The organism is Kocuria flava (genome assembly GCF_001482365.1).
Classification (GTDB): Bacteria; Actinomycetota; Actinomycetes; order Actinomycetales; family Micrococcaceae; genus Kocuria; species Kocuria flava.
Window position 1 is genome coordinate 1188660 of sequence record NZ_CP013254.1, and the last position, 23453, is coordinate 1212112.

At 75.5% G+C, this 23453-nt stretch carries 20 protein-coding genes and 1 tRNA gene; 6 read left to right on the forward strand and 15 right to left on the reverse strand.

Features of this window, described 5'->3' with window-relative positions; translation table 11 throughout:
* Together AS188_RS05370 and AS188_RS05375 are read right to left on the reverse strand one after the other, a co-directional pair.
* The gene (locus AS188_RS05370; RefSeq protein ID WP_058857987.1) at positions 1-489 is read right to left on the reverse strand and encodes an FHA domain-containing protein FhaB/FipA; all 489 of its coding nucleotides are present in this window, start codon (positions 487-489) and stop codon (positions 1-3) included.
* Complete coding sequence (locus AS188_RS05375; RefSeq protein WP_058857988.1) at positions 490-1272, reverse strand: FhaA domain-containing protein; 783 nt, start codon at positions 1270-1272, stop codon at positions 490-492.
* Positions 1273-1604: 332 nt separating this feature from the next.
* On the opposite strand from AS188_RS05375, the gene rraA reads away from it, so the two are divergent.
* A complete protein-coding gene (gene rraA, locus AS188_RS05380) occupies positions 1605-2087 on the forward strand; it encodes a ribonuclease E activity regulator RraA (RefSeq protein ID WP_058857989.1) in 483 nt (160 codons plus the stop codon).
* A 6-nt stretch (positions 2088-2093) separates the two neighbouring features.
* Here rraA and AS188_RS05385 read toward each other — a convergent pair whose 3' ends face one another.
* Positions 2094-4133, reverse strand: a complete 2040-nt coding sequence (locus AS188_RS05385; protein WP_058857990.1) for an NADPH-dependent 2,4-dienoyl-CoA reductase — start codon at positions 4131-4133, stop codon at positions 2094-2096.
* A gap of 357 nt (positions 4134-4490) precedes the next feature.
* Entirely contained in the window at positions 4491-4730 is a 240-nt protein-coding gene (locus AS188_RS05390; RefSeq protein WP_058857991.1) for a hypothetical protein, read from the reverse strand.
* A 183-nt stretch (positions 4731-4913) separates the two neighbouring features.
* Between AS188_RS05390 and AS188_RS05395 the strand changes: the two genes are divergently transcribed.
* Entirely contained in the window at positions 4914-5474 is a 561-nt protein-coding gene (locus AS188_RS05395) for a Dps family protein (protein ID WP_058857992.1), read from the forward strand.
* A gap of 80 nt (positions 5475-5554) precedes the next feature.
* Positions 5555-6379 carry an endonuclease/exonuclease/phosphatase family protein gene (locus AS188_RS05400; RefSeq protein ID WP_157570913.1) on the forward strand — a complete coding sequence of 275 codons (825 nt, stop codon included), beginning with the start codon at positions 5555-5557 and terminating at the stop codon, positions 6377-6379.
* Positions 6380-6392: 13 nt separating this feature from the next.
* Here the strand turns inward: AS188_RS05400 and AS188_RS05405 are convergent, their stop codons facing one another.
* From AS188_RS05405 to AS188_RS05430, 6 genes are read right to left on the reverse strand one after another with little or no spacing between them, the layout of a single operon-like run.
* Positions 6393-8051 (reverse strand): SLC13 family permease, encoded by a 1659-nt coding sequence (locus AS188_RS05405; RefSeq protein ID WP_058857994.1) that lies wholly within the window; start codon positions 8049-8051, stop codon positions 6393-6395.
* A gap of 47 nt (positions 8052-8098) precedes the next feature.
* On the reverse strand, positions 8099-9127 hold the full coding sequence (locus AS188_RS05410) for an ABC transporter ATP-binding protein (RefSeq protein ID WP_058857995.1): 1029 nt from the start codon (positions 9125-9127) through the stop codon (positions 8099-8101).
* Positions 9124-10179, reverse strand: a complete 1056-nt coding sequence (locus tag AS188_RS05415) for an ABC transporter ATP-binding protein (protein WP_058857996.1) — start codon at positions 10177-10179, stop codon at positions 9124-9126. Before AS188_RS05415 ends, AS188_RS05410 begins: the two co-directional genes overlap by 4 nt.
* Positions 10179-11132: an ABC transporter permease gene (locus AS188_RS05420; protein WP_211268318.1), complete on the reverse strand. Its 954-nt coding sequence runs from the start codon at positions 11130-11132 to the stop codon at positions 10179-10181. Before AS188_RS05420 ends, AS188_RS05415 begins: the two co-directional genes overlap by 1 nt.
* Positions 11129-12085: an ABC transporter permease gene (locus tag AS188_RS05425; RefSeq protein WP_058857997.1), complete on the reverse strand. Its 957-nt coding sequence runs from the start codon at positions 12083-12085 to the stop codon at positions 11129-11131. The genes AS188_RS05420 and AS188_RS05425 overlap by 4 nt, the downstream gene beginning before the upstream one ends.
* Entirely contained in the window at positions 12082-13620 is a 1539-nt protein-coding gene (locus tag AS188_RS05430) for an ABC transporter substrate-binding protein (protein ID WP_058857998.1), read from the reverse strand. Before AS188_RS05430 ends, AS188_RS05425 begins: the two co-directional genes overlap by 4 nt.
* Positions 13621-13835: 215 nt before the next feature.
* Here AS188_RS05430 and AS188_RS05435 point away from each other — a divergent pair, with 215 nt between their 5' ends.
* Positions 13836-14561, forward strand: a complete 726-nt coding sequence (locus tag AS188_RS05435) for a DUF1028 domain-containing protein (RefSeq protein WP_058857999.1) — start codon at positions 13836-13838, stop codon at positions 14559-14561.
* Between the two features lie 34 nt (positions 14562-14595).
* Positions 14596-15798 carry a CapA family protein gene (locus AS188_RS05440; protein WP_083529270.1) on the forward strand — a complete coding sequence of 401 codons (1203 nt, stop codon included), beginning with the start codon at positions 14596-14598 and terminating at the stop codon, positions 15796-15798.
* A gap of 66 nt (positions 15799-15864) precedes the next feature.
* On the opposite strand, the gene AS188_RS05445 is transcribed toward AS188_RS05440, so the two are convergent.
* The 3 genes from AS188_RS05445 to serA form a co-directional block, all read right to left on the reverse strand.
* Positions 15865-16773, reverse strand: a complete 909-nt coding sequence (locus AS188_RS05445) for an endonuclease/exonuclease/phosphatase family protein (protein ID WP_058858000.1) — start codon at positions 16771-16773, stop codon at positions 15865-15867.
* Between the two features lie 163 nt (positions 16774-16936).
* Complete coding sequence (locus tag AS188_RS05450; RefSeq protein ID WP_083529271.1) at positions 16937-19885, reverse strand: glycosyl hydrolase family 65 domain-containing protein; 2949 nt, start codon at positions 19883-19885, stop codon at positions 16937-16939.
* 43 nt (positions 19886-19928) lie between these two features.
* The gene (gene serA, locus AS188_RS05455; protein ID WP_058858001.1) at positions 19929-21125 is read right to left on the reverse strand and encodes a phosphoglycerate dehydrogenase; all 1197 of its coding nucleotides are present in this window, start codon (positions 21123-21125) and stop codon (positions 19929-19931) included.
* Between the two features lie 152 nt (positions 21126-21277).
* Here serA and AS188_RS05460 point away from each other — a divergent pair, with 152 nt between their 5' ends.
* Positions 21278-22276 carry a M14 family zinc carboxypeptidase gene (locus AS188_RS05460; protein ID WP_236945062.1) on the forward strand — a complete coding sequence of 333 codons (999 nt, stop codon included), beginning with the start codon at positions 21278-21280 and terminating at the stop codon, positions 22274-22276.
* Here the strand turns inward: AS188_RS05460 and AS188_RS05465 are convergent.
* Positions 22249-23166: a ribonuclease Z gene (locus tag AS188_RS05465; RefSeq protein ID WP_058858002.1), complete on the reverse strand. Its 918-nt coding sequence runs from the start codon at positions 23164-23166 to the stop codon at positions 22249-22251. The two genes, AS188_RS05460 and AS188_RS05465, sit on opposite strands and share 28 nt — an antisense overlap.
* A gap of 87 nt (positions 23167-23253) precedes the next feature.
* Positions 23254-23337 (reverse strand) — tRNA-Leu (locus tag AS188_RS05470).
* Positions 23338-23453: the final 116 nt, after the last annotated feature.

The following is a 23453-nucleotide window of genomic DNA, read 5'->3' on the forward strand; positions in this document are numbered from 1 at the left end:
TCAGGGCCTCAGTTCCAGGACGGTCTTGCCGACCCGGAACGGGGTCCCGGTCTCCAGGGGGACGGCGCGGGTCAGGCGCTGCTGGCCGACGTAGGTGCCGTTGGTCGAGCCGAGGTCCTCGAGGAACCAGCGGGAGCCCTGCGGGAACAGCCGGGCGTGGCGGCCCGAGGCGTAGTCGTCGCCCAGGGGCACGGTCGCCTCGGGGGAGCGCCCGAGGAGCACGGGGGCGCTGCCCAGCGGGTAGCTGCGCCCGCGCAGCGGGCCGTCGAGCACCACGAGCGTCCCGGGGCGGGCGCGGCGGTCCGCCGGCGCCTCCGCGGGCGGGGCCTGCTGCGGGGCCGCGTCCTGCCGGCGGCGGGACCGCCCGGGGACCGGCAGCCGCCCGCCCACGGCCAGGTCACGGCCCTGGCTGGCGACGATGCTGAAGATGAAGATCCACAGGAGGGCCAGGAAGCCGAAGCGGAGCAGCGTGACGGTCAGTTCGGACATTCAGCGTGGCCCCTTCGGGGTCAGGAGGCGGAACGTGATCCGCGTGCGCCCCATGGTGATGACGGAGCCGTTGACCAGCTCGGCGCGGCCGATCACGCGCTCGCCGTCCACGTAGGAGCCGTTGGTCGAGCCCAGGTCCACGGCCACGAAGTGCTCGCCCTGGCGCCGGATCTCGAGGTGGCGGCGCGAGACGCCCGTGTCCTCGACGGTGATGTCCGCCTCGGCGGAGCGGCCCAGCACGATCGAGTCGGCGTTGAGCGAGTAGCGCTCCCCGCCGAGGTCGAGCACCGGCACCCACCGCTGCACGGGGGCGGTCGGGGGCGGGGCGTGGTCCTCGCGCCCGTGGCCGGTGGCGATCCGGTGCCCGCCGTCGGGGGCGGGGGCCGGGGCGGTCGTGTTCGGGGACTCGGTGGTGCGCTGGGCCGAGGAGTGGATGCGGAACCCGCCCGCCTCCGCCTCGGCGCTGCGGGTGAAGGAGACCTTCACGGCGCCCTGGAGGGTGTAGGCCTGGCTGCGGGCGTGCTTGATGACGACGTCGCACAGCTCCTCGGCCAGGGGCGTGCCCCAGTTCTGGGCGCGGGGGAAGTCCTCCTCGGAGAACTCCACGACGAACACGTTGGGCGCCATCGTGCGCCCGGCGGAGATGGTGAACGCCTCCTGGTCCAGCTCCCGGCGCAGGGCGCTGGCGATCTCGACCGGCTCGACCCGGCGGCGGGAGCCGGTCGAGAAGGCGGAGCGCACGGCCTTCTCGATGTTCTTCTCGAGGCTCTCGAGGAATCCCACGGCCGCCTCCTTCCTGTCGTCGATCGCGGCGCACGTGCCCCGGTCCCGGGCCAGGCGCTCCTCAGGATAGTAGACGCGGCGGCTGAGAACCCGGTGGGCGCCCGCGACCGGGCGGGTCCGGGTCCTGTCCGGCCCGTCGTGGCGGGGAGGAGCCCGGCCGCGACGCCCACCGGTTCACCGCCTGCTCCCCGCCGGGCCCGGGCCGGCGACACCGCTCCTGCCCGGCTGCGGCGGCGGCGAGGAGGCCCGTCCCGGGCCCGGTCGCTAGGCTGGGGCCGGAGCGGGCCGGCGCCGCCGGCCCGGGCACCGCCCGCCGACGCCGAGGAGCACCCATGACCGAGACCCCGCGCCCGTTCGCCACCGCCGACCTCTACGACGAGCGCGGTGAGCAGCTGCAGTCCTGCCCCCGCCAGTTCCTCGACCTGGGCGGGGTGCGCGCGTTCACCGGACCGGTGCGCACGATCCGCTGCTTCCAGGACAACGGCCTCGTCAAGGCCCTGCTCAACACCCCGGGGGAGGGCGCGGTGCTCGTGGTGGACGGCCACGGGTCGATGGGCACGGCCCTGATGGGCGACATGATCGCCGAGGCCGCCGTGCGCAACGGCTGGGCCGGGGTGATCATCAACGGCCCCGTCCGCGACCGGGTGGCGCTCGCGCAGCTGCCGCTGGGCGTGAAGGCCCTCGGCTCGAACCCCCGCAAGTCCGCCAAGGACGGGGTCGGGGAGCAGGACGTGCCGGTGGTCATCGAGGGGACCACCTTCCTGCCCGGCCGCACCGTGTGGGCCGACGAGGACGGGGTGCTCGTCGAGGGCTGAGCCGGCTCAGCCGATGGCCGCGACGAGCTCGGCCGCCTGCCGGACCGCCCGCTTCGCGTCCAGCTCCGCGGCCACGTCGGCCCCGCCGATCAGGTGCACCGGCACCGCCGCGGCGTCGTGCCCGCCGGCCAGCAGCCGCTCGTGCAGCTCCCGCAGCGGCTCCTGGCCCGTGCACAGCACCACGGTGTCCACCGCCAGGACCTGCTCCTGCGGCCCGTCGGGGCCGGGCACGCTCACGTGCAGCCCGTCGTCGTCGATCCGCCGGTAGGCGACCCCGGCGAGCGTGCGCACCCCCGCCGCCCGCAGGGACGCCCGGTGGATCCACCCCGTGGTGCGGCCCAGCCGCTGCCCGGGCTTGCCCGTCGAGCGCTGCAGCAGGACCACGTCCCGCGCGGGGGGTCGCGGCCGGGGCGGGACGAGGCCGCCGCGGGCGGAGAGCGTCGTGTCCACGCCCCACTGCGCGTAGAAGTCCCCGGGCGGGCCGCCGGGGCCGTGCACGAGGAACTGCGCGACGTCGAAGCCGATCCCGCCCGCGCCGAGCACGGCCACGCGGCGGCCCACCGGCGCACCGTCGCGCAGGACCTCGCGGTAGCCCACCACGCAGGGGTGGTCGACGCCCTCGAGCGCGGGCACGCGCGGGACCACGCCCGTGGCGAGCACGACGCGGTCGTGGCCGGCGAGGTCCCCGGGCCCGGCCGCCGTGCCCAGCCGCACGTCCACGCCGAGCTCGGCCAGCCGGACCGACCAGTAGCGCAGCGTCTCGGCGTACTCCTCCTTGCCGGGGATCCGGTGGGCCAGCAGGAACTGCCCGCCGATGCGGTCCTCGGCCTCGAACAGCGTCACGGCGTGGCCGGCCTCGGCGGCGCCGATCGCGAAGGCGGCCCCGGCCGGCCCCGCGCCGACCACGGCGATCCGCTCCGCCCGGCGGGTGGGCCCCAGGCGCAGCAGGGTCTCGTGGCCCGCCCGGGGGTTGACCAGGCAGGAGGCGGTGCGGCCCGAGAAGGTGTGGTCGAGGCAGGCCTGGTTGCAGGCGATGCACGTGTTGACGGTCTCGGGCCGGCCCGCCGCGGCCTTGGCCACGAAGCGGGGGTCGGCCAGCAGGGGCCGGGCCAGGGAGACCATGTCGGCGTCCCCCGCGGCGAGGATCCGCTCGGCCGACTCCGGGGTGTTGATCCGGTTCGCGGCCACGACCGGGATCCCGACCTCGCCCCGCAGCCGGCGGGTCACCCACGCGAAGCCCCCGCGGGGAACGGCGGTGGCGATCGTGGGCACGCGCGCCTCGTGCCACCCGATGCCGGTGTTGAGCAGGTCCGCGCCGGCCTCCTCCACGGCCCGGGCCAGCCGGACGACCTCGTCGAGGGTGGCGCCGCCCGGGACCAGGTCGAGCATCGACAGCCGGTAGACCAGCAGGAACCCCGGGCCGGTGCGCTCGCGGACCCGGCGGACCACCTCGACCGGCAGGCGCAGGCGCCGCTCGAGGTCACCGCCCCAGGCGTCCGTGCGCCGGTTGGTCTCCTCGGCCGTGAACTGGTTGAGCAGGTAGCCCTCGGAGCCCATGACCTCCACGCCGTCGTAGCCGGCCTGCTGCGCGAGCTCCGCCGTGCGGGCGAAGTCCTCGATCGTGCGCTCGATCTCCGCGGCGGACAGCTCGTGCGGGACCACCGGGCTGATCGGGGCGCGCAGCGGGCTGGGCGCCACGGCCCGGTCGCCGCGGGCGTAGCGGCCCGCGTGCAGGATCTGCAGGGCGATCCGCCCGCCCTCGGCGTGGACCGCGTCCGTGACCGTGCGGTGCCGGGCCACGTCCTCGGGCCCGGTCAGGACCGCCCCGCCCTCGCGCACGGCGCCCTCGGGGTTCGGGCCGATCCCGCCGGTCACCACCAGGCCCACGCCGCCTCGCACCCGCTCGGCGTAGAAGGCGGCCAGCCGCTCCGGCCCGTCCTCGCGCTCCTCGAGGCCCGTGTGCATGGAGCCCATGAGCACGCGGTTGGGCAGGGTCGTGGCGCCCAGCCGCAGCGGGGACAGCAGGTGCGGGAAGGCCGCATTCATCCGATACTCCTCGTCTCAGGTACCGGGCTCACGGTAGGCGAGAAGTGACCGGAGCCACAAGCGGGGGGCCGCCCGGTGCCCGTCAGAGCCGGCGGAGCAGGTCCCTCCACACGACCCGCCAGGGCTCGACCTCCGCTGCGGCCGCGAGCCCCTGGTGGGCGACGGCGAGCGCCGGCCGCTCCGGTCCCCGCCGCCGGCCCGCGCCGGCAGCGGCGCGCGGCGGGGCGGGGGGCCGCGGTCGGGTGCGGCACCGGGCCCGGGGTCCGTGGGGCCGGTGCTCATGGGCACAGGACGGCGGCGGCACCCTTCCGGGTGCCGCCGCCGGGGCGTGCCGTGGTCGTGCCGGCGGGGCGCCGGTCAGTCGGAGGTCGGCGGCTGGTAGCCGCCCTCCGCGGGGTCCTGGTGCTTCCCGGTGATCTCGTGCTCCGGCCGGCCGGCCTCGCGCACGCCCGAGACCTGCTGGCCGGCGTTCGTCTGGCCGGTGGGCAGGGGCTCGCGGGCCATGTCCTCGGCGGGGGTGTCGGGGGCCGAGCCGATGTCCTCGGCCAGGTGCGGGTCGTCGGGGAGCTGGTCGCCGGAGGCGGGGGTCGTGTTCATGCCCTCAGCCAAGCAGTGCGCCGGGGCCGTGACAAGGGGTGCGGATATCGCGCTCAGCGAATCGGCAGGGTACTGACAGTCGGTGCCGCCCGTGCCATAGTGGGGAGGGAACGGCTCGCCCGCCGAGCCGGTGACCCCAGCTGTCGAACGTGGCCCCCGCGGGGGCCGGAAGGAGTCGGACCCATGGCCGCCCAGAACCAGAGCAGCGCCCCCTACACCGTCCCGGGGCTGACCACGGAGAACGGCCACGAGGTGGCCCGGACCCTGCAGACGCGGCTGCACGCCCTCAACGACCTGCAGCTGACCCTCAAGCACGCGCACTGGAACGTCGTGGGCCCCAACTTCATCGCCGTCCACGAGATGCTCGACCCGCAGATCGAGCTGGTCCGCGGCTTCGTCGACGAGCTCGCCGAGCGCATGGCCACGATGGGCGTGGCCCCCTCGGGCCTGCCCGGGGACCTGGTCGCCGTGCGCACCTGGGACGACTACTCGGTCGGCCGGGCCACCTCGGTCGAGCACCTCGCGGCCCTCGACGTCGTCTACAACGGGGTCGTGGCGGACCACCGCGAGGCCATCGGGAAGGTCGGCGAGCTCGACCCCGTCACCGAGGACATCCTCATCGGCCAGGTCCGCGAGCTCGAGCTGTTCCAGTGGTTCATGCGCGCCCATCTGGAGAACAGCGGCGGCGCCCTGGAGCACGGCGGCGAGACCACCGAGCAGGGTGCGGCGTCGGCCGCGCGCTGACGCGGCCGTCCGTGCACGGCACCCCCCGCCCCGGCCCCCCGGACCAGCACGGTCCGGGGGGCCGGGGCGCGTTCACGGCCATGACCTTCAACGTGCGCCGGCCGCTGCCGCGCTACCGCCGCGGCGACCCGGACGCCTGGTTCGACCGGCTCCCCGCCGTCCAGCGGGTGCTCCGGGAGCAGCGCCCCGCCGTGACGGCCCTCCAGGAGGTCCACCCCGAACAGGTGCACCCGCTGGCCGCGGCCCTGGGCCCCGGCCATCTCCTGCTCGGCGGCGGCCGCGAGGCCGGCGGGGGCGGGGAGGGCTGCCTGCTCGCGGTGGACACCGGGCGCTTCGAGGTCCTGGACTGGCGCCAGCGCTGGCTCTCGCCGACCCCGGAGGTGCCCGGCTCCCGCTGGCCCGGCGCGCCGTACCCGCGCACCGCGGTGCGGGCGGACCTGGCCGACCGCCGCACGGGCGCCGTCTGGCGCGTCGTCGCCACCCACCTGGACCCGTGGCCCGAGCGCGCCCGCCTGCGCGCGGTGGGCGCGCTGCAGACGGAGGCCCTCGACTGGGCGGGGCCCCTGCTGCTGCTGGGCGACATGAACGCCCCCGCCGGCCGGTCCCGCACGTGGGACGCCGTGCGGGCCGGCGGGCTGCGGGACGCGCTGCCGCCGGGGGCGCCCGGGACGTTCCACCGCTACCGGGGACCCGGCCCGCGGGTCCCGCGCCTGGACTGGATCCTGCACGGCGGTCCCGTCCGGGTCCTCGACGCCCGGGTGCTCGCCGACCGGCCGCGGGGCCGGTGGCCCTCCGACCACTTCCCGGTGCTGGCGCGGGTCGAGGCCGTGCCCGGCCCGCCGCACGACGGCGGCCCCGCCCCCGGGGAGGGGGCGGGGCCGCGGCGGCCGGGACGGCCCGGGTGAGGCGGGCGCGGGCTCAGTAGACGATGCCGAACACCCACACGGCCAGCGTCATCGTCACGGCGGTGATGAGCACGATGCCGATCAGGTTCAGCCACAGCCCGCCCCGGATCATCTGCCCGATGGTCACGTAGCCCGAGCCGAAGGCGATGGCGTTGGGCGGGGTGGCCACCGGCAGCATGAACGCGCACGTGGCGGCCAGCGCGACCGGGATCGCCAGGAGCATGGGGTCCAGGCCCAGCCCCAGGGCCACGCCGCCGGCCACCGGCAGGAACGTGGCCGCGGTGGCCGTGTTGCTCGTCAGCTCGGTGAGGAAGATGATCCCGGCCGTGAAGATCACGACGACGAGCAGCACCGGCACGGTCCCCAGGGCGCCGGCCTGCTCGCCGATCCAGTCGGTGAGCCCGGAGGAGGAGAACTGGGCGGACAGCGCCAGCCCGCCGCCGAAGAGCAGCAGCACCCCCCAGGGGAGCTTGACCGCGGACTCCCAGTCGAGCAGGCGCACGCCCCGCTTCGCACCGGCCGGCAGGAGGAACAGCAGCAGCCCCACGGCCATCGCGATCCCGGCGTCGCTGATCGGCGGGGAGTCGAAGACCACGGGGACGAACACCCAGCTCAGGGCCGCGAGGGCGAAGACCGCCAGCACGAGCTTCTCGCCGGTGGACATCGGCCCGAGCCGGTGCAGCTCCTCCTCGATCAGCCGCCGGCCGCCGGGGATCTCCTCGATCTCGGGCTTGAACAGCACCTTGGTGAGCAGGAACCAGGTGATCACGAGCATCACCAGCGACAGCGGCACGCCCACCAGCATCCACTGGCCGAAGCCGATGCTGATGTCGTGGCTCTCCTGCAGGTAGCCCACGAGCAGCGTGTTCGGCGGGGTCCCGATGATGGTCGACAGCGATCCGATCGAGGCGGCGTAGGCGATGCCGAGCATCAGGGCGGTGCCGAAGTTCGACTCGATGACCGCCTCCTTGACCTCGGCGCTCTGCGGGTCGGCCGAGGCCCCGGTCCGCGCGGGTGCGCGCGTGTCCGCGGCGTCCCCGGTGCCCCCGTCCGCCGGTGCGCCCGCGCCGCCCATCAGCCCCGGCAGCAGGAGCAGCACGGACACACCGATGGGCAGCATCATGACCGCGGTCGCGGTGTTGGAGACCCACATGCTCAGGAAGGCGGTGGCCACCATGAAGCCGGCGACCATCTGCGCCGGCCGGGTGCCCATCACCCGGACCGTGCGCAGCGCGATCCGCCGGTGCAGGTTCCACCGCTGCATGGCCAGGGCGAGCAGGAACCCGCCCATGAACAGGAAGATGATGTTGCTGCCGTAGGAGGCGCCGACGTCGTCGACGGCCACGTCCTCCCCCAGGACGGGGAAGACGATCAGCGGCAGCAGCGCGGTGGCCGGGATGGGCACGGCCTCGGTCATCCACCACACGCCCATCAGCACCGCGGTGGCGGCCGTGAGCTTCGCGGGGTGGGCGAGGTCGCCCGGCAGCAGGACGTAGACGAGCAGGGCCAGGGCCAGGCCCGCCAGCAGGCCCGCCCACTTGATGCGGTGGGCGCGCGGCTCCTCGGCCGGGGCGCGCTCGCCGGGGGACAGGGAGTCGATCTCCGCCCCGTCGTCCGGGCGGGCGTCGAGGTCGTCGACGCGCGGACGGGGCTCGGACGGTGGTCGTTCCATGGCTTCTCCTCGGTGGTGGGTGGACGGGACGGCGGTGTCCCGGGGGATCAGGGTCTTCCGCGGCCCGGCGGGTCCGCGGCGTGCACGGCCGGCAGCCGCAGGCACGCGGCGCGGTGGCCGGGGGAGTGCGCCCCCGGCGGCGGGACCGGGGGCGGGACCGTCCCGGCGCACTCCGGCGCGGCCCACGGGCAGCGGGTGCGGAAGACGCACCCGGAGGGCGGGTCGAGGGGGGAGGGCACCTCTCCCGCGAGCGGGGCGGTCCGGCGGCGGCGCTCCGCGACGGGGTCGGCCGACGGGGCGGAGGCCATCAGCGCCCGGGTGTACGGGTGGGCGGGGGCGCCGAAGAGGTCCCGGACGTCCCCGCTCTCCATGAGCCGGCCGAGGTACATCACGAGGACGTGGTCGCTCATGTGCTCCACGACGGCGAGGTCGTGGGCGATGAACAGGTAGGTGAGCCCCAGCTCGCCCTGCAGCCGGTTGAGCAGGTTCATGATCTGGGCCTGGACGGAGACGTCCAGGGAGGCCGTCGCCTCGTCGAGGACCACGAGGTCCGGCTCGCCCGCGAGCGCCCGGGCGATGCACACGCGCTGGCGCTGCCCGCCCGAGAGCTCGTGCGGGTACCGGTCCAGGAAGCGGCCGGAGAGGCCCACGAGCTCGAACAGCTCCGCGACCCGGCGGCGGCGCCCCTGCGCGTCCCCGCCGAGCCCGTGCACCTCGAGGGGCTCCTCGACGGCCCGCCGGACGTGCTGGCGGGGGTCCAGGGAGGCGAAGGGGTCCTGGAAGACCATGGCGATCCGCCGGCGCAGGGCCTTGAGCTCCCGCCCGCGCACCCGGGTGACGTCCCGGCCGTCGAGCAGCACGGTGCCCGCGGTGGGCTCCACCAGGTGCAGCAGCGCGTTGGCCACGGTGGACTTGCCGGAGCCGGACTCGCCGACCAGGGACACCGTCTGCCCCCGGTGGATGTCGAAGTCGATCCCGGCCACCGCCTGGACCACGCCCCGGCCGCGGCCGGTGGGAACGGGGAAGCCGACCTGCAGGTCCCGCACGCTGAGCAGCGGCCGGTGCGCACCGGTCATCGGGGGCCTCCCCGCCGGCCGGAGCCGTCGGCGGGCCCGGTGCCGCCGGTGCGGTCGCCGTAGAAGCTGCGGACCACGTGCCCGGGGCCCACCGGGGTCTGCGGCGGGCGCTCGGTCTCGCAGCGGGGGTCCCCGCGCACGGGGCAGCGGTCCCAGAACACGCAGCCGGGGGGCAGGTGCCGGGGGTCGGGCGGGCTGCCGGGGATCACGGCCAGCTCCCCCTTGTGGCGGGCCGTCTGCGGCCGGGCCGCGAGCAGGCCCCGGGTGTAGGGGTGGCGGGGGTCGGTGAAGAGCTCCTCGAGGGGCGCGGACTCCACGACCTGCCCGCCGTAGAGCACGGCCACCCGGTCCGCGATGCCCGAGACCACGCCCAGGTCGTGGCTGATCCAGATCACGCTCATCCCCCGGGACTCCTGCAGCTCCTTGACCCGCTCGAGGATCTGGGCCTGCGTCGTGACGTCGAGGGCGGTCGTGGGCTCGTCCGCCACGAGCAGGTCGGGACCGCAGGCCAGGGCCACGGCGATCATCACGCGCTGCTTCATCCCGCCCGAGAGCTGGTGCGGGTAGGCGGAGAGGCGGGACGGCGGGTCGGGGATGCCGACCGCTTCGAGCAGCTCGAGCGCCCGGCGCCGGGCGCCGCGGCGGGTGAGGCCCAGGTGGAAGCGCGGGGCCTCCGTGAGCTGCTGCTCCACGGTCAGCACCGGGTTCAGGGACGTGGAGGGGTCCTGGAAGACGAAGCCGACGCGCCGGCCGTGGACGCCGCGCAGCCGGCGGGGGTCCATCCGCACGATGTCCTGCCCGTCCAGCAGGGACCGCCCGCTCACCCGGGCGGGCGGGGAGCCGATCAGACCGGTGGCCGCGAGCACCGTCATGGACTTGCCGGACCCGGACTCGCCCACGATGCCCAGGGTCCCGCCCCGGGGCACGGAGAAGGACACGCCGTTGACGATCTCCGCGGGGCCGATCCGGACGGCGAGGTCCTGGACGTCGAGCAGCACGTCCCCGTCGGAGGACGCCGGGGCAGCGGGGCGGGGGTGCTCGGTCGTGCGCATCAGGCGCTCCTGCGGATCTCGTCGGCGGTGCGCTGGCGCGGGTCGAGGACGTCGCGCATGCCGTCGCCCACCAGGTTGAAGGCCAGCACGGTGAGGAAGATGGCCAGGCCGGGGAACACGCTCATCCACCAGGCGTCGTAGATGAAGGCCTGGGCGTCGTAGAGCATCCGCCCCCACGAGGGCTCGGGCGGCTGGACGCCCAGCCCCAGGAAGGACAGCGCGGCCTCGGAGAGGATCGCGAAGGCCAGGGACAGGGAGGTCTGGACCGTGACGGGGCCCATGATGTTGGGCAGCACGTGCCGGCGCAGGATGAGCCCGTCGGAGGCCCCGACGGCCCGGGAGGCCTTGACGTAGAGCTCCTCGCGCACGGCGAGCGTGGAGGCCCGCGTGATGCGGGCGAAGACGGGGGTGTAGACGACCCCGATCGCGATCATCGCCGTGCCCAGCCCGGGCCCCAGGACGGCGACGATCGCCATGGCCAGCAGCAGGATGGGGAACGCGAAGAGCACGTCGGCGCTGCGCATCACGACCGTGTCGAGCCAGCCGCCGAAGAAGCCGGCCACGAGCCCCAGGCCCACGCCGACCACCAGGGCGAGGCCCACGGCCACGAACCCCACGGTCAGGGAGATCCGGGCGGAGAACACCACGCGGGAGAACACGTCCCGGCCCAGCTCGTCGGTGCCGAACAGGTGCGCGCCCGAGGGCGGCTGCAGGGCGTTGACCACGTCGATGTCGTTGGCCCCGTACGGGGCGATCCAGCGGCCGAGCACGGCGAGCAGGACCACGACGACGAGGACGGCCAGCCCCGCGGCCGTGACCCTGTTCGACAGGAGCATCCGCAGGGTGCCGGTGCGGGCGGGCTCTCCCGGGGTCTCCGCCGGTCCGGCGGGCCGCGGGGCGGGGCCGCCGGCGCCCGGGGTGCGGTCGGGCGGGGGCTTCGCGTGGCTGCTCATGACGCACGGATCCTCGGGTCGACGACGGCGTACAGGATGTCCACCAGCAGGTTGATCAGCAGGAAGACCAGGGCGATCAGCAGCACGGCGCCCTGGACCACCGGGTAGTCGCGGGCCGCGACGGCGTCGAAGACCAGCCGGCCCAGCCCCGGCCACGCGAAGACCACCTCGATGACGATCAGCCCGCCGAGCATCGTGGCGGCCTGGACGCCGGCCACGGTGAGGATCGGGACGAGGGCGTTGCGCAGCACGTGCCGGCCGACCACCGTGCGCCGGGGCAGGCCCTTGGACCGGGCGGTGCGCACGTAGTCGGAGCCGACGACGTCGAGCACCGCCGAGCGCACGTAGCGGGTCAGGATCGACCCGGAGACCACGCCCACGGCCAGGCCCGGCAGGACCACCCGCTGGAGCCAGCCCCAGGGGTCCTCGGTGAAGGGCACGTACCCGGACGGGGGCAGCAGCCCCAGCACCGTGGAGAAGACGATGATCAGCAGCAGCCCGAGCCAGAAGTCGGGGACCGAGACGCCGAACTGGCTCACGGCGCGGATCCCGCCGTCGGCCGCGGAGCCACGGCGCAGGGCGGCCCAGGTGCCGAGCGGGAACGTGATGAGCAGCGCGACCGTGATGCCGGTGAGGCCGAGGGAGACGGTGGCCGGCAGCCGGTCCAGCAGGATCAGGGTGACCGGCTCGCCGCTGCGGAAGCTGACCCCGAGGTCGCCGGTCAGGGCGTTGCCGAGATAGGCGAGGAACTGCACGGGCAGCGGCCGGTCCAGCCCGGAGGCCTCCCGCAGGGCGTCGTAGGACTCCTGGGTGTAGCGGGTGCCGAGGGCCACCCGGACGGGGTCCCCGGGGACGAGCTGGAGGAGGGCGAAGACCACGACCAGGACCCCGAGGAGCACCACCGCGGTGTGCAGCAGCCGTCGGGCGAGGAACCTCAGCAGCGGGCTGCTCATCCCGTGCCCTCCTCGAGCCGGACGTCCTTGAACCGCACGGCGCGGTCCGGGCGGGGCTCGTAGCCCTCCAGCTCGGGCGCCCACGCCTGGACCACGTCGGGGTTGTAGAGGTAGACGTAGCTGGCGTCGTCCACGATCCGCTCCGCCGCCCGGTCGTAGAGCTCCTTGCGGGCCTCCGGGTCGGTCTCGGTGCGCCCCGCGTCCAGGAGCCGGTCGACCTCCGGGCTGCTGTAGCCCTGGGCGTTGTTCGAGCCCTCGGAGTGGTGCTGGTTGTAGTAGTAGTCGTTGACGTCGACGTTGCCGAGCCAGCCCAGGAGCAGCATGTCGAAGTTCCCGCGGGCCTGCTCGTCGAGCCAGGTGGCGAAGTCGAGGGTGCGGATCTCCGTGGCGACCCCGATCTCGGCGAGGTTCGCGGCGACCACCTGGGCGGCCGTGACCGTCTCGGGGTGCTCGTTGGTGACCATGAGGCCGACGGTCCGCCCGGTCAGGCCCGAGCTCTCGGCGAGCTCGCGGGCCCGGTCGAGGTCCTGCTCGAAGGGCGCGTACTCGTGGTACCACACGGAGGTCTCGGGGACCGCGGTCTGGTTGACGGTGGCGCTGCCGTACCAGGTGACCTGGGCGAGGGCCTCCCGGTCGAGGGCCTGCGCCACGGCCCGGCGCGCGTCGCGGGAGTCGAAGGGCGGGCGGGCCTGGTTCATGGTGAGGTACCAGTAGTCGGTCGAGGGCACGGAGGCGACCTCGACGTCGGGGTTGCGCCGCAACGACTCCACCCGCTGCGGCGGGATGGAGTCGGTCCAGTGCACCTCCCCGGCGGTGAGGTCCGCGAGCGCCGTGGTGCCCTCCGAGATGAACCGGTAGACGACCCCCGGCACGTGGGGACCCTCGCCCCAGTAGTCCTCGTTGGCGCGCAGGGTCACGGCCGTGCTCGCGGCGTTGCCCACCACCTCGAACGGGCCCGTGCCCACCGGGTCGAGCTGGACGTCCCCGCTCTCCACGTTCCCCCGCTCGACGATGGCCATGCCCTTGTACCCGCCGATCGCGGCCAGCAGCGCGGGGGTCGGCTGGGACACGTCGATGCGCACGGTGTGCTCGTCCACCGCGACGACGTCCTCGACCGCGGCGAGGCGGTAGGCGTTGGCCAGCTGCTCGTCGATGATCCGGTCGTAGGAGTAGACGACGTCCTCGGCGGTGAACGCGGAGCCGTCGTGGAAGGTCACGCCCTCGCGCAGGTGGAAGGTCCAGGACAGCTGGTCCTCGCTGACCTCCCAGGACTCGGCCAGGGCCGGCTGCATCTCGAGCTCCGCGTCCGGCTCGACGAGCGTGTCGTAGACGTTCTCGAGGATCTGGAAGGAGAAGTAGGCGCTGGTGCTGTGGGGGTCCAGCTGGTCGGGCTCCCCGGCGATGGCGACCTCGAGGTAGTCCTCGGTGTCGACCTCGCCCGCCCCGGCGAGGTCCACGCCCTCACCGGCCGAGCAGCCGGCCAGCACCAGCCCGAGGGCGGAGGCCAGGGCGGCGGTCCGTGCTCCGCGTGCCATCCGCGCCTCCCGGTGGTAGGAATGTCCCGTCGTCCCGGTCGCGGCACGGGGTCCCCCGAGCGTGCGTCCCGGAACACCGGTCCCTTCCACCCTACGCACGGGCCGGTGGGCCGGGCCACACCCCGGCCCGCCCGCGCGTGCCGCGCCGACCGCGGCGCCGGACCCGGACCGCGACGTCCAGGGGTGCCGCGACCGCGGCGCCCGGAAGGAGCCCGTTGACCTACACCGTCATCGCCCGCACCGCGGACTCCCGCCTGCTGGGGGCCGCCACCGCGAGCTGCTCGCTGGCCGTGGGCAACGCCGTGCCCGCCCTCGTGCCCACCGCCGGTGTCGTGGCCTCGCAGGCGTGGACCAACCGCCGGCTGCGCTTCGAGATGCTGCGCGGTCTGCACCGGGGGCGCACGGCCGAGGAGGCGATCGCGGGCCTGGCCGACGTCGACGCCGACCTCGCGCTGCGCCAGGTCGCGGCCCTGCCGGTGCAGGGCCCCGGCGCCCACCAGACCGGCGGGCTGTGCACGCCGTGGGCCGGGGGCACGGCCGGGCAGGACTTCGTGGTGATCGGCAACTACCTGGCCGGCCCGGAGGTCGTGGACGCCATGGGCGAGGCCGCGGCCCGGGCGCTGGCCGTCCCCGCGCTGACGAGCCTCGAGCTGGGCCGCGCGCTCGTGGCGTGCCTGCGGGCGGGCCAGGACGCCGGCGGGGACAGCCGCGGTCAGCAGAGCGCGGCCGTGGTCGTGGCCGACACCCTCGCGGGCTTCCAGTACCCGGTGCTGCTCGACGTCGACCTGCGCGCCGACGACTCGGCCGCGCCCCTCGACGACCTCGACCGGATGCTCGAGCTCAAGGCGCGCGCCCACCCGGCCCCGGCCGAGGTCGTGCCCCGCACCCAGGTGCCGCCGCGGCCGGAGGACGAGCAGCTGTGGTCGACGGTGCTCTCCTGAGCCGGCCGGGACGGCGGTGGCCTACCCTCGTCCCATGACCTCCCCCGCCCGCGGCCCCCGGCCCCTGCGCGTGCTCGCGCCGCTGCTCGTCCTGCTCGCCCTGCCCGGCGTGGGCGGCTGCGCCGGCGGGGACCCCGCGCCGTCGTCGTCCCCGGGCACGACGACGGCGCCCGCCCCCGCCGGCGCGACCGCCGGCGAGGAGGCGGACGGGAGCCCGCCCCCGGACGAGGTGGAGGTCGTCGTCACCGGGGACGTGCTCCTGCACCCCGGGCTGTGGGCGCAGGCCGGGGCGGACGGCGCCGGCGAGCTCGACTTCGGCCCGCTCGTGGAGGGGCTGCGGCCGTTCACCGAGGACGCGGACCTCGCGATCTGCGACATGGAGACCCCGCTCGCCCCGCCGGAGGGGCCGTTCACCGGCTACCCCGCCTTCGAGGTGCCCCCGCAGATCGTGCCGGCGCTCGCCGGGATCGGCTACGACGCGTGCACGACCGCGACCAACCACGCCCTCGACGCCGGCACGGCCGGGCTCGAGCGCACCCTCGCGACCCTCGAGGACGGCGGGCTCGCGGCCACGGGCACCGCCCGCTCCGCCGCCGAGGCGGCGCAGCCGCTGCTGCTCGACGCGGACGGGGTGACGGTCGGGCTCGTCACGGGCACCTACGGGCTCAACGGCAACGTCCCGGACGAGCCGTGGCGGGTGGACCTGCTGGAGGTGCCGGCGATGGTCGAGAAGGCCCGGCGGGCGCGCGAGCAGGGCGCCGAGATCGTCCTGGCCGCCGTCCACGCCGGGGAGGAGTACTCCTCCCGGCCCAGCCCCCAGCAGCTGCAGGTGAACCGGGCGCTGGCCGACAGCGGGCAGTTCGACCTCGTCTACGGCCACCACACCCACTCCGTGCTGCCCGTCGAGAAGCACGGGGACACCTGGATCGTGCACGGGCTGGGCAACAGCCTCTCCGAGCACGCGACGCGCGTGCCGGTGAACAACGAGGGCCTGACGGTCCGCGCGACCTTCGTCCGCGCGGACGGGCGGTGGACGGCCCGGCCCCCGGTGTGGGTCCCGCACGTGCTCACCGTGGACCCGATCCGGTGGTGCGCGCTGCCGGCCGAGGAGGGCTGCCGCTCGCCGGAGGAGGACGCCGCGTCCCTGGCGCGCACGGCCGCGACCGTGGACGCGATGGGCGCCGCGGAGGCCGGCGCCCGCCCGTGGCGGCCCCTGCCGGGCCCCGCGGCGCCGTAGCCGGCGCAGGCCCCGGCCGCGTCCCCGGGTGCTGGCGGGTGCCGCCGTGGCCCCGGGACGCCGGGCTCAGGCGGGGTCCAGGCGCACCAGCGCCTGGACGGGGGCGTGGTCGCTGGGCCAGCGCCCGCCGAAGCGGGCCGGGTTGACCGCCCCCGCCAGCACCTGCACCCCCGGGTCGGCGAGGACCCAGTCGATCCGCGGGCCGTCCTCGACGGGATCGAGGTAGCCCGGGAACGTGCCCCAGGCCGGGGTGAGCCGCTGCCGGGCCGCCGCCCAGGTGTCCACGAGCAGCCCGGAGTCCACGAGCCGGGTCCACGGACCGGAGGCGCCGGCCACGGCGTTGAAGTCCCCGGTCACGAGCACGGGGGTGCCCGGGGGGAAGCCGGTCACGAGCTCGGCCACCGCGGCGGCGGCGGCGTCCCGCGCGGGCTCCGAGTGGTGGTCGAGGTGGGTGTTGACCAGCACGAGCTCCGCGCCGGTGGCCCGGTCGAGGAAGCGGCCCCAGACCACGATGCGCGGGACGTCGTTGCCCCAGGTCGCCGAGCCGATGAGCTCCGGGGTGTCGGAGAGCCAGAACTGGTCCCACTCGGCGAGGTCGAGGCGGCGGGCGTCGTAGAGGACGGGGGAGTACTCGCCCTTGCTGCCGCCGGCGCGGCCGTAGCCGATCATGTCGTAGCCCTCCGGCAGGGCCCGGCGCAGCACGGGCAGCTGGTGGAACAGGGCCTCCTGCACCCCGAGCAGGGTCGGCTGCTCCTGCCGCAGCAGCCGCGCGAGCAGCGGGGCGCGGGCGGGCCAGTGGTCGGGGTCCCCCGGTGCGGTGGCGCGGTGGTGGAAGCGGATGTTGTAGCTCATCACGTGCAGCTCCGGTGCCGCGGCGGGCCCCAGGAGGGGGCCGGCTGTCCCCGCGGGGGCGGCGGGCGCCGGGGCGGGGGCACCCGCGGCGGGGCGGTCGAGCAGGACGGTCTCCGGCGGCATGGCGGCTCCCGGGGTCGGTCGGGCGGTCGGCTGCCCCCATGGTGGGCCTGCGGTGCCGAACACCGTCTTGCGCGGGGCGAACGGCGGGGGAGCGGCGGGTGAACTCCCGGCGCCGGGGTCGGGGTCGTCCGCGGGGACGGGCTGCGCGGCGGGGGCGCGGTGCTCAGGCATGGGGGGTCGGCTCCGGGTCGGGGGCGGTCGCGGCCGGGGCCGCGCGGGCGTCGGTCCGCGGGGTCCCGGGGGAGCGGATCGGGAACTCGTGCAACCGGCCCGGGGCGAGCTCGTGCACGCGGTCGTCGAGGCGCAGCCGCAGGGGCCCGGCCGGGCCGGGGCCGAGGTAGAGCCGCAGCGCGTCACCGGTGAGCTCGAGCTGGACGGGCCGGCCCCGGTACAGGAGCGAGAACGAGACCTCGGGCAGCTCGGGCGGGATCACCGGGTGCAGCCACAGCATGCCCTCGCGCAGCTCCAGACCGGTGTAGCAGCGGGTGAGGATGTCCACGGACCCCGCCATGGCCCCCAGGTGCACGCCCTCCCGGGTGGTGCCGCCCTGCACGTCCGCGAGGTCGCTGTCCAGGGCGTGGGTGAGGTAGGCCCAGGAGCTGCGGCGGTCCCGGCGGGCCTCGACCCACGAGTGGACCACGCCGGACAGCGTCGAGCCGTGGGCGGAGCGGGCGGTGTAGTGCTCGACGGTCGCCCGCACGGCCTCGGCCGGGAAGGCGTAGCCCATCCGGGCCAGCAGCTCGCGCAGCTCCTCGGCGGAGAAGAGGTAGAGCAGCATGAGGACGTCGGCCTGCTTGGTGAGGCGGTGGTCGTTGGGGGAGCGGCCCTCGGCCTCGAGGATGAGGTCGAGCCGGCCGATGTTGCCGTAGCGGGCGCGGTAGCCCTCCCAGTCGAACTCCGCCAGCTGCTCGTAGCCCTCGAACTGGGCGATCACGCCGTCGGTGAGGAAGGGCACGCGCAGGCGGGTGCGGATCCGGTCCCAGCGGGCCACCTCGTCCTCGCCGAGGTCCAGCCGCTGCCACAGCGGCCCGCAGTAGTGCTCCTCGAGGCGGGCGACCATCTCCACGGCCCGGGTGAGCAGCCAGGCGGTCATCACGTTGGTGTAGGCGTTGTTGCGCAGCCCGCTGCCGGGCGCCCCGGGGCGGCCGTCGTGGTACTCGTCCGGGCCCATCACGCCGTCGATGTCCCAGCGGTCGGCCTCGGGGTCGTAGGTCGTGAGACTGGTGAAGAACCGGGCGATCTCCACCACCAGCTCGGCGCCCTGCTCGATCAGGAAGCGGGTGTCGCCGGTGGCCTCGTAGTACTGCCACACGCTGTGGGCGATCGCGAGGCCCACGTGGCGCTGCAGCCGGGAGTTGTCCGGCATCCAGTGCCCGCTGCGCGGGTTGAACAGGACCGAGGGGGTCTCCTCCCGGCCGTCGCTGCCGCTGCGCCACGGGAACATCGCTCCCTCGTGGCCGGCGGCGCGGGCCGCCGCCCGGGCCGCCGGCAGCCGCCGGTAGCGGTAGGCCAGCAGCGCCCGCGTCCACTCGGGCCGGCGCAGGGTCAGCATGGGGTAGACGAACATCTCGTCCCAGAAGACGTGCCCCCGGTAGCCCTCCCCGTGCAGGCCGCGGGCGGGCACCCCTGCGTCGAGGTCGGGGTCGGCGGCGGCCACCGTCTGCAGGACGTGGAAGGTGTTGAGGTTCACGGCGAGGGACTGCCGGCCGCGGGCCCCGGTGGAGACGGCGAACGCGGCCCACAGCGACTGCCAGGCGGTGCGGTGCTCGGCCAGCAGCTCGTCGACGCCGCCCGCGCGCCCCAGCTCGGCGAGCGCGGCGAGCGCCGGGGTGGAGATGGCCCGGTCGTGCGAGGTGGTCACGGCCACGACCGTCCCGACGCGCGCGGGGCGGCCCGGGGCGAGCCGCAGCCGCAGCTCGTGGCCGGCCGCGCGCGGTCCGGGCCGCACGGGATCCGGCCGCGGGCCCGCGCGACCCTCGGGCACGGTGGTCGTGCGGGCGGCGACCGCGATGCCCACGCCGGACTGGCCGGTGCGGACCTCGGCGAGCAGCACGCCCGGGGCGGGGCGGGTGAAGTGCGGGTCCCCGAGGTGGTGGTGGGCCAGTGCGGCGTCGTCGCGGACGTTGCGGTTGGCGACCCCGGCGTCGACCAGGGTCCGCACCGTCAGGGCGCCCGACCAGTCCTCCGCCTCGAACTCGGCGTCCTGGGCGGCCACGTGCCGCCGCTCCATGGACACGAACCGCCGGGTCGTCACCCGGGTGGTGCGCCCGGCGCCGTCGCGGAAGCGCAGCCGGCGGGTCAGCACCCCGGTGCGCAGGTCCAGGTCCTGCTCCCAGGACAGGACGTTGCCCGGTGCGGGGGCGAACCAGGGGCCGTCCCCGGTCCGGTACTGCAGGCGCGTCCAGTCGGGGGCGTTGACCAGGTGCTCGTGCTCGAGGGTGCGGCCGTCCACGGTGGTGCGCAGCCGGTTGTAGACGCCCGCGAGGTAGGTCCCGGGACAGTGCGTGCCGTCGGCGGGGAACTCGCACGCCGAGCCGCGGGTGGCCAGGTAGCCGTTGGCGAGGGTGCACAGCGCCTCGCGCGTGCCCTCCCGGGCGGGGTCCAGGCCGTCGTGGCGCAGGTTCCAGGCGCTGTGCCCGCCGTGGCCCCCGCCCCACGGCGGGCCGCCGGGGGTGGACGGCAGGGGCACCTCGAGGGCGTCGAGACGGTCGATGACCAGGTGCGCCCCGGCGGCGCGCAGCCGGCCCCCGGAGGCGCCGTCGAGCCCGGCGACCAGGCCGAAGCCGCAGGCCGCCGCGGCGCGCACCAGGCGGGGACTGTCGGTGACGACCGCGATGTGCTCGGGCTCCACGCACAGCAGCCGGGCGGCGGTCAGCAGGTCGGCGCCGTCCGCGGCCCCGGTGGGCACCACGACGTCGGCGGGCCCCGGGAACCCCGTTCCCGGGGCGACCAGCCCGGTCAGCACCCCGTCGGCGCGCAGCCGGGCGAACAGGGCCGCGGCCTCGCGGGCGTGCCGCCGTGCGGAGACCCCGCCGGGCGCGGCCGGGGCCAGCACGACCGCGCCGTAGGCGCCGGCGCCGTGGGTGGGCGGGTGCTCGGGGACGCCGCTCATGCCGTCATTGTGCCACCGGCCTCCGACGGGGGGCCGGGACCGCTCAGTCGATCGTGGACAGCCGGATCGTGGCGGGCAGGGCGAGGATCTCCTCGATGACCTCGGCGGTCACGCCGTTGGCGGCGTCGGTGACGAGGTAGCCGGTGTCCCCGCGGGTGGACAGCTGCTGGCCGTCGATGTTGATCCCGTGGTCGCCCAGGACGCTGTTGACGGTCGCGAGCACGCCGGGGACGTTGCGGTGCAGGTGCAGCAGGCGGGTGCCGCGCACGGCCGAGGCGAGCTGGACCTGCGGCATGTTCACGGACAGGGTGGTCGACCCGGCGGCCACGAACGAGGCGAGCTTGCCGGCGACGAACCGGCCGATGTCGACCTGGGCCTCCTGGGTCGAGCCGCCGATGTGCGGGGTGAGGATGACGTTGGGCAGCCCCTGCAGGACGGACTCGAAGGGGTCCCCGGCGGCCTTGGGCTCGTTGGGGAAGACGTCGACGGAGGCCCCGGCGACGTGCCCGGAGACCAGGGCGTCGCGCAGCGCGTTGTAGTCCACGACCATCCCGCGGCACAGGTTCAGGAACAGCGAGCGCGGGCGCATCCGCTCGAACTGCTCCCGTCCGAAGAGGTTGTTGTTGCTCGTGCGCCCGTCCACGTGCAGGGAGACGGTCTCGACCTTCTCGAGCAGCTCCTCGAGGGAGTCGCAGCGCTGGGCGTTGCCCAGGGGCAGGCGGTCGACGACGTCGTAGTAGTGGACGTGCATGCCCAGCTGCTCGGCGAGCACGGACAGCTGGGAGCCGATGTTGCCGTAGCCCACGATGCCCAGGGTGCGGCCGCGGACCTCGTGGGCGCCCTTGGCGGACTTGTCCCACACGCCCTCGTGCATCGCCGCGTTCTTGTCCGTGAGGTGGCGGGCCATCGAGATGATCTCGGCGATCGCCAGCTCCACCACCGAGCGGGTGTTGGAGTACGGGGCGTTGAAGCAGGTCACCGCGTGCTCCGTGGCGGCGGCGAGGTCGATCTGGTTGGTGCCGATGCAGAACGCCCCGACCGCCAGCAGCTGCGGGTGGGCGGCGAGCACCTCCCGGGTCACGTGCGTCTTCGACCGGATGCCCAGCAGCTCGACGCCCTCGAGGGCGTCGATCAGCTCCGCGGTGTCCAGTGCGCCCTTGCGGGTCTCGACCTCGATCCCCTTCTCGCGCAGGATCCGTTCGGCTTCGGGGTGGATGTTCTCCAGCAGCAGTGCTCTCACAGTCCACCAGTCTATGACCGCCGGCAGGGCGACGACGACCGCACCGTGCCGCCGCCCTTCCCCTCGGCGCGGCGGCCCCCGCCGCCGCGGACGCGAACTTCCCCTCCACGGAGGGGCGGACCAGCACCTCGAGCATCCTGACCCCCGACGACGTGGTGCAGGAGCTGCAGAAGCTCGAGCGGACCAGCCGCCACGGCGTGGACGCCTTCACCCTCGCGGAGGCCGGCATGGAGGTGAGCACCTCCGAGCAGGGCCGGGACCTGTGGGTCGCGACCGTGGGCTCCGGGGAGGAGCACGTGTGGCTGCAGGGCCGCATCCACGGCAACGAGCCCTACGGCACGGACGCCCTGCTGAGCCTGCTCAAGGACCTGGGCACCAACGGCTCGGCCGAGTACGAGCTGCTGCGCTCGACGTTCACCTTCCACATCATCCCCGTGTACAACCCGGACGGCGCCGAGGCCAACATCCGGCACACCGTCCTGTGGGACCGGGTCTCCGGCGCGCCGGAGGGCGGGACGCCGCAGCGCATCGACCTCAACCGCGACTGGACGGCCGAGGGCTTCGCGGCCGACGAGTCCCGCGCGTTCTACGAGTACTGGACCACCGTCGACCCGGCCTGGGGCGTGGACATCCACCACCAGGGCCTCAAGCAGGAGCACGGCACCGGCGACGACGTCACCCTGTCCCTGGGCATCTCCCTCGCCCCCGGCGGGCCGACCCTGCCCGGGCTCGAGGGCGGGGCCTACGACCGGCTCACCCGGCAGATGAACGTGCACGTCTACGACGAGCTCTCGAAGTACGGCTTCGTCAACGTCGACCGCTACCAGGTCGGCGGCAGCCTCGAGATCGACATCAAGGGCGGCGTCGTCTCGGCGATGATGCTCGGCCTGGACCACGGCGGGCTCAACCCCGAGGAGCACTCCCACCCGGTGGTGTTCTTCGAGACCTCGGGCAACTCCTCGGACGGCAGCCTCGGCCAGAAGGCCCGCGGCAAGAGCGTGCAGCAGAACGTGCTGGCGCTGAAGGAGCTGCTGCTCGGCCTGGCCACCGGCGAGGTCCAGCAGGAGGACCCGGAGCGCTGGGACGAGATCCCGCACGCCCCGGTCACCGGCTACCAGACCGACTACGCCGGGGTGGTCCCGGCCGGCTGATCCCGGGGCGCGCGCCGCCGGGGCAGGGCGAACCGGTCCAGGTCCTCGGCGGCGTGCACCGCGGCGCCCCCGGCCGCCGCCCGCGCCTGCGCGGCCAGCGGGGCGAGGTCCTCGTAGCGGGCCGAGAAGTGGGTGAGCACGAGCGTGCGGGCCCCGCCGGCGGCGGCCAGCGCCCCGGCCTGGCCCGCCGTGAGGTGGCGGTGGCGCGCGGCGAGGCCGGCGTCGTCGTCGGCGTAGGTGCACTCGGCCACCAGCAGGTCCGCGTCCTCGGCGAGCTCCTCCGCGCCCGCGCACGGGGCGGTGTCCATGACGAGGGCGAAGCGCTGGCCGGGCCGGGGGACGCTGACGTCGGCCAGCGCCGTGCCGCGCAGGCTCCCCTCCCGCTGCAGCCGCCGGACGTCCGGGCCCGCGATCCCGGCCGCGGCGAGCCGGTCGGGCAGCAGCGTGCGGCCCGCCGGCTCGGCCAGGCGGTAGCCGTAGGTCTCGACCCGGTGGTCCAGGGGGCGCACCTCGAGGTCCTCGGCGACCTGGCCGGGCCCGCCGTGGGGGTGCAGCCGCAGGTCGAGGCCGGGCGTGGCGACCGAGACCAGCGCGCGCACCACGTCCTCGCCGGTCGCGGGGTAGTGCAGGTGCACGGGGTGCTCCACGCCGTCGAGCACCATCCGGGAGAGCACCCCGGGCAGTCCGTAGCAGTGGTCGCCGTGCACGTGGGTGAGGCAGATGCGCCCGATCCGCGAGGCCGCGACGCCGGCGTGGACGAGCTGGCGCTGCGTGCCCTCGCCGGGGTCGAACAGCAGGCCGCGCCCGTCCCACAGCAGCAGGTGGCCGTTGTGGTTGCGGGTCCGGGTGGGGGCCTGGGACGCGGTGCCCAGCACGACGAGCTCTCGCACGGGACCAGTCTGCCACCGGCGCCCGTCGCCGGATGCGCGGAAGGCCGGCCCCGGATTCCTCCGGGGCCGGCCTTCCGTCCTTCGCGGTGCGCGAGGGGGGAGTTGAACCCCCACGCCCTCTCGGGCACACGGACCTGAACCGTGCGCGTCTGCCTATTCCGCCACTCGCGCTCGTCGTCCCCGGCGGGCTCGCCGCGGGCAACGACGACAATCCTAACCGCATCCGGCCCGGATTGGCCAATCGCCTGCCGGCGGGGGTTCGGTGCGGCGGTCAGTAGGCTTGCCGC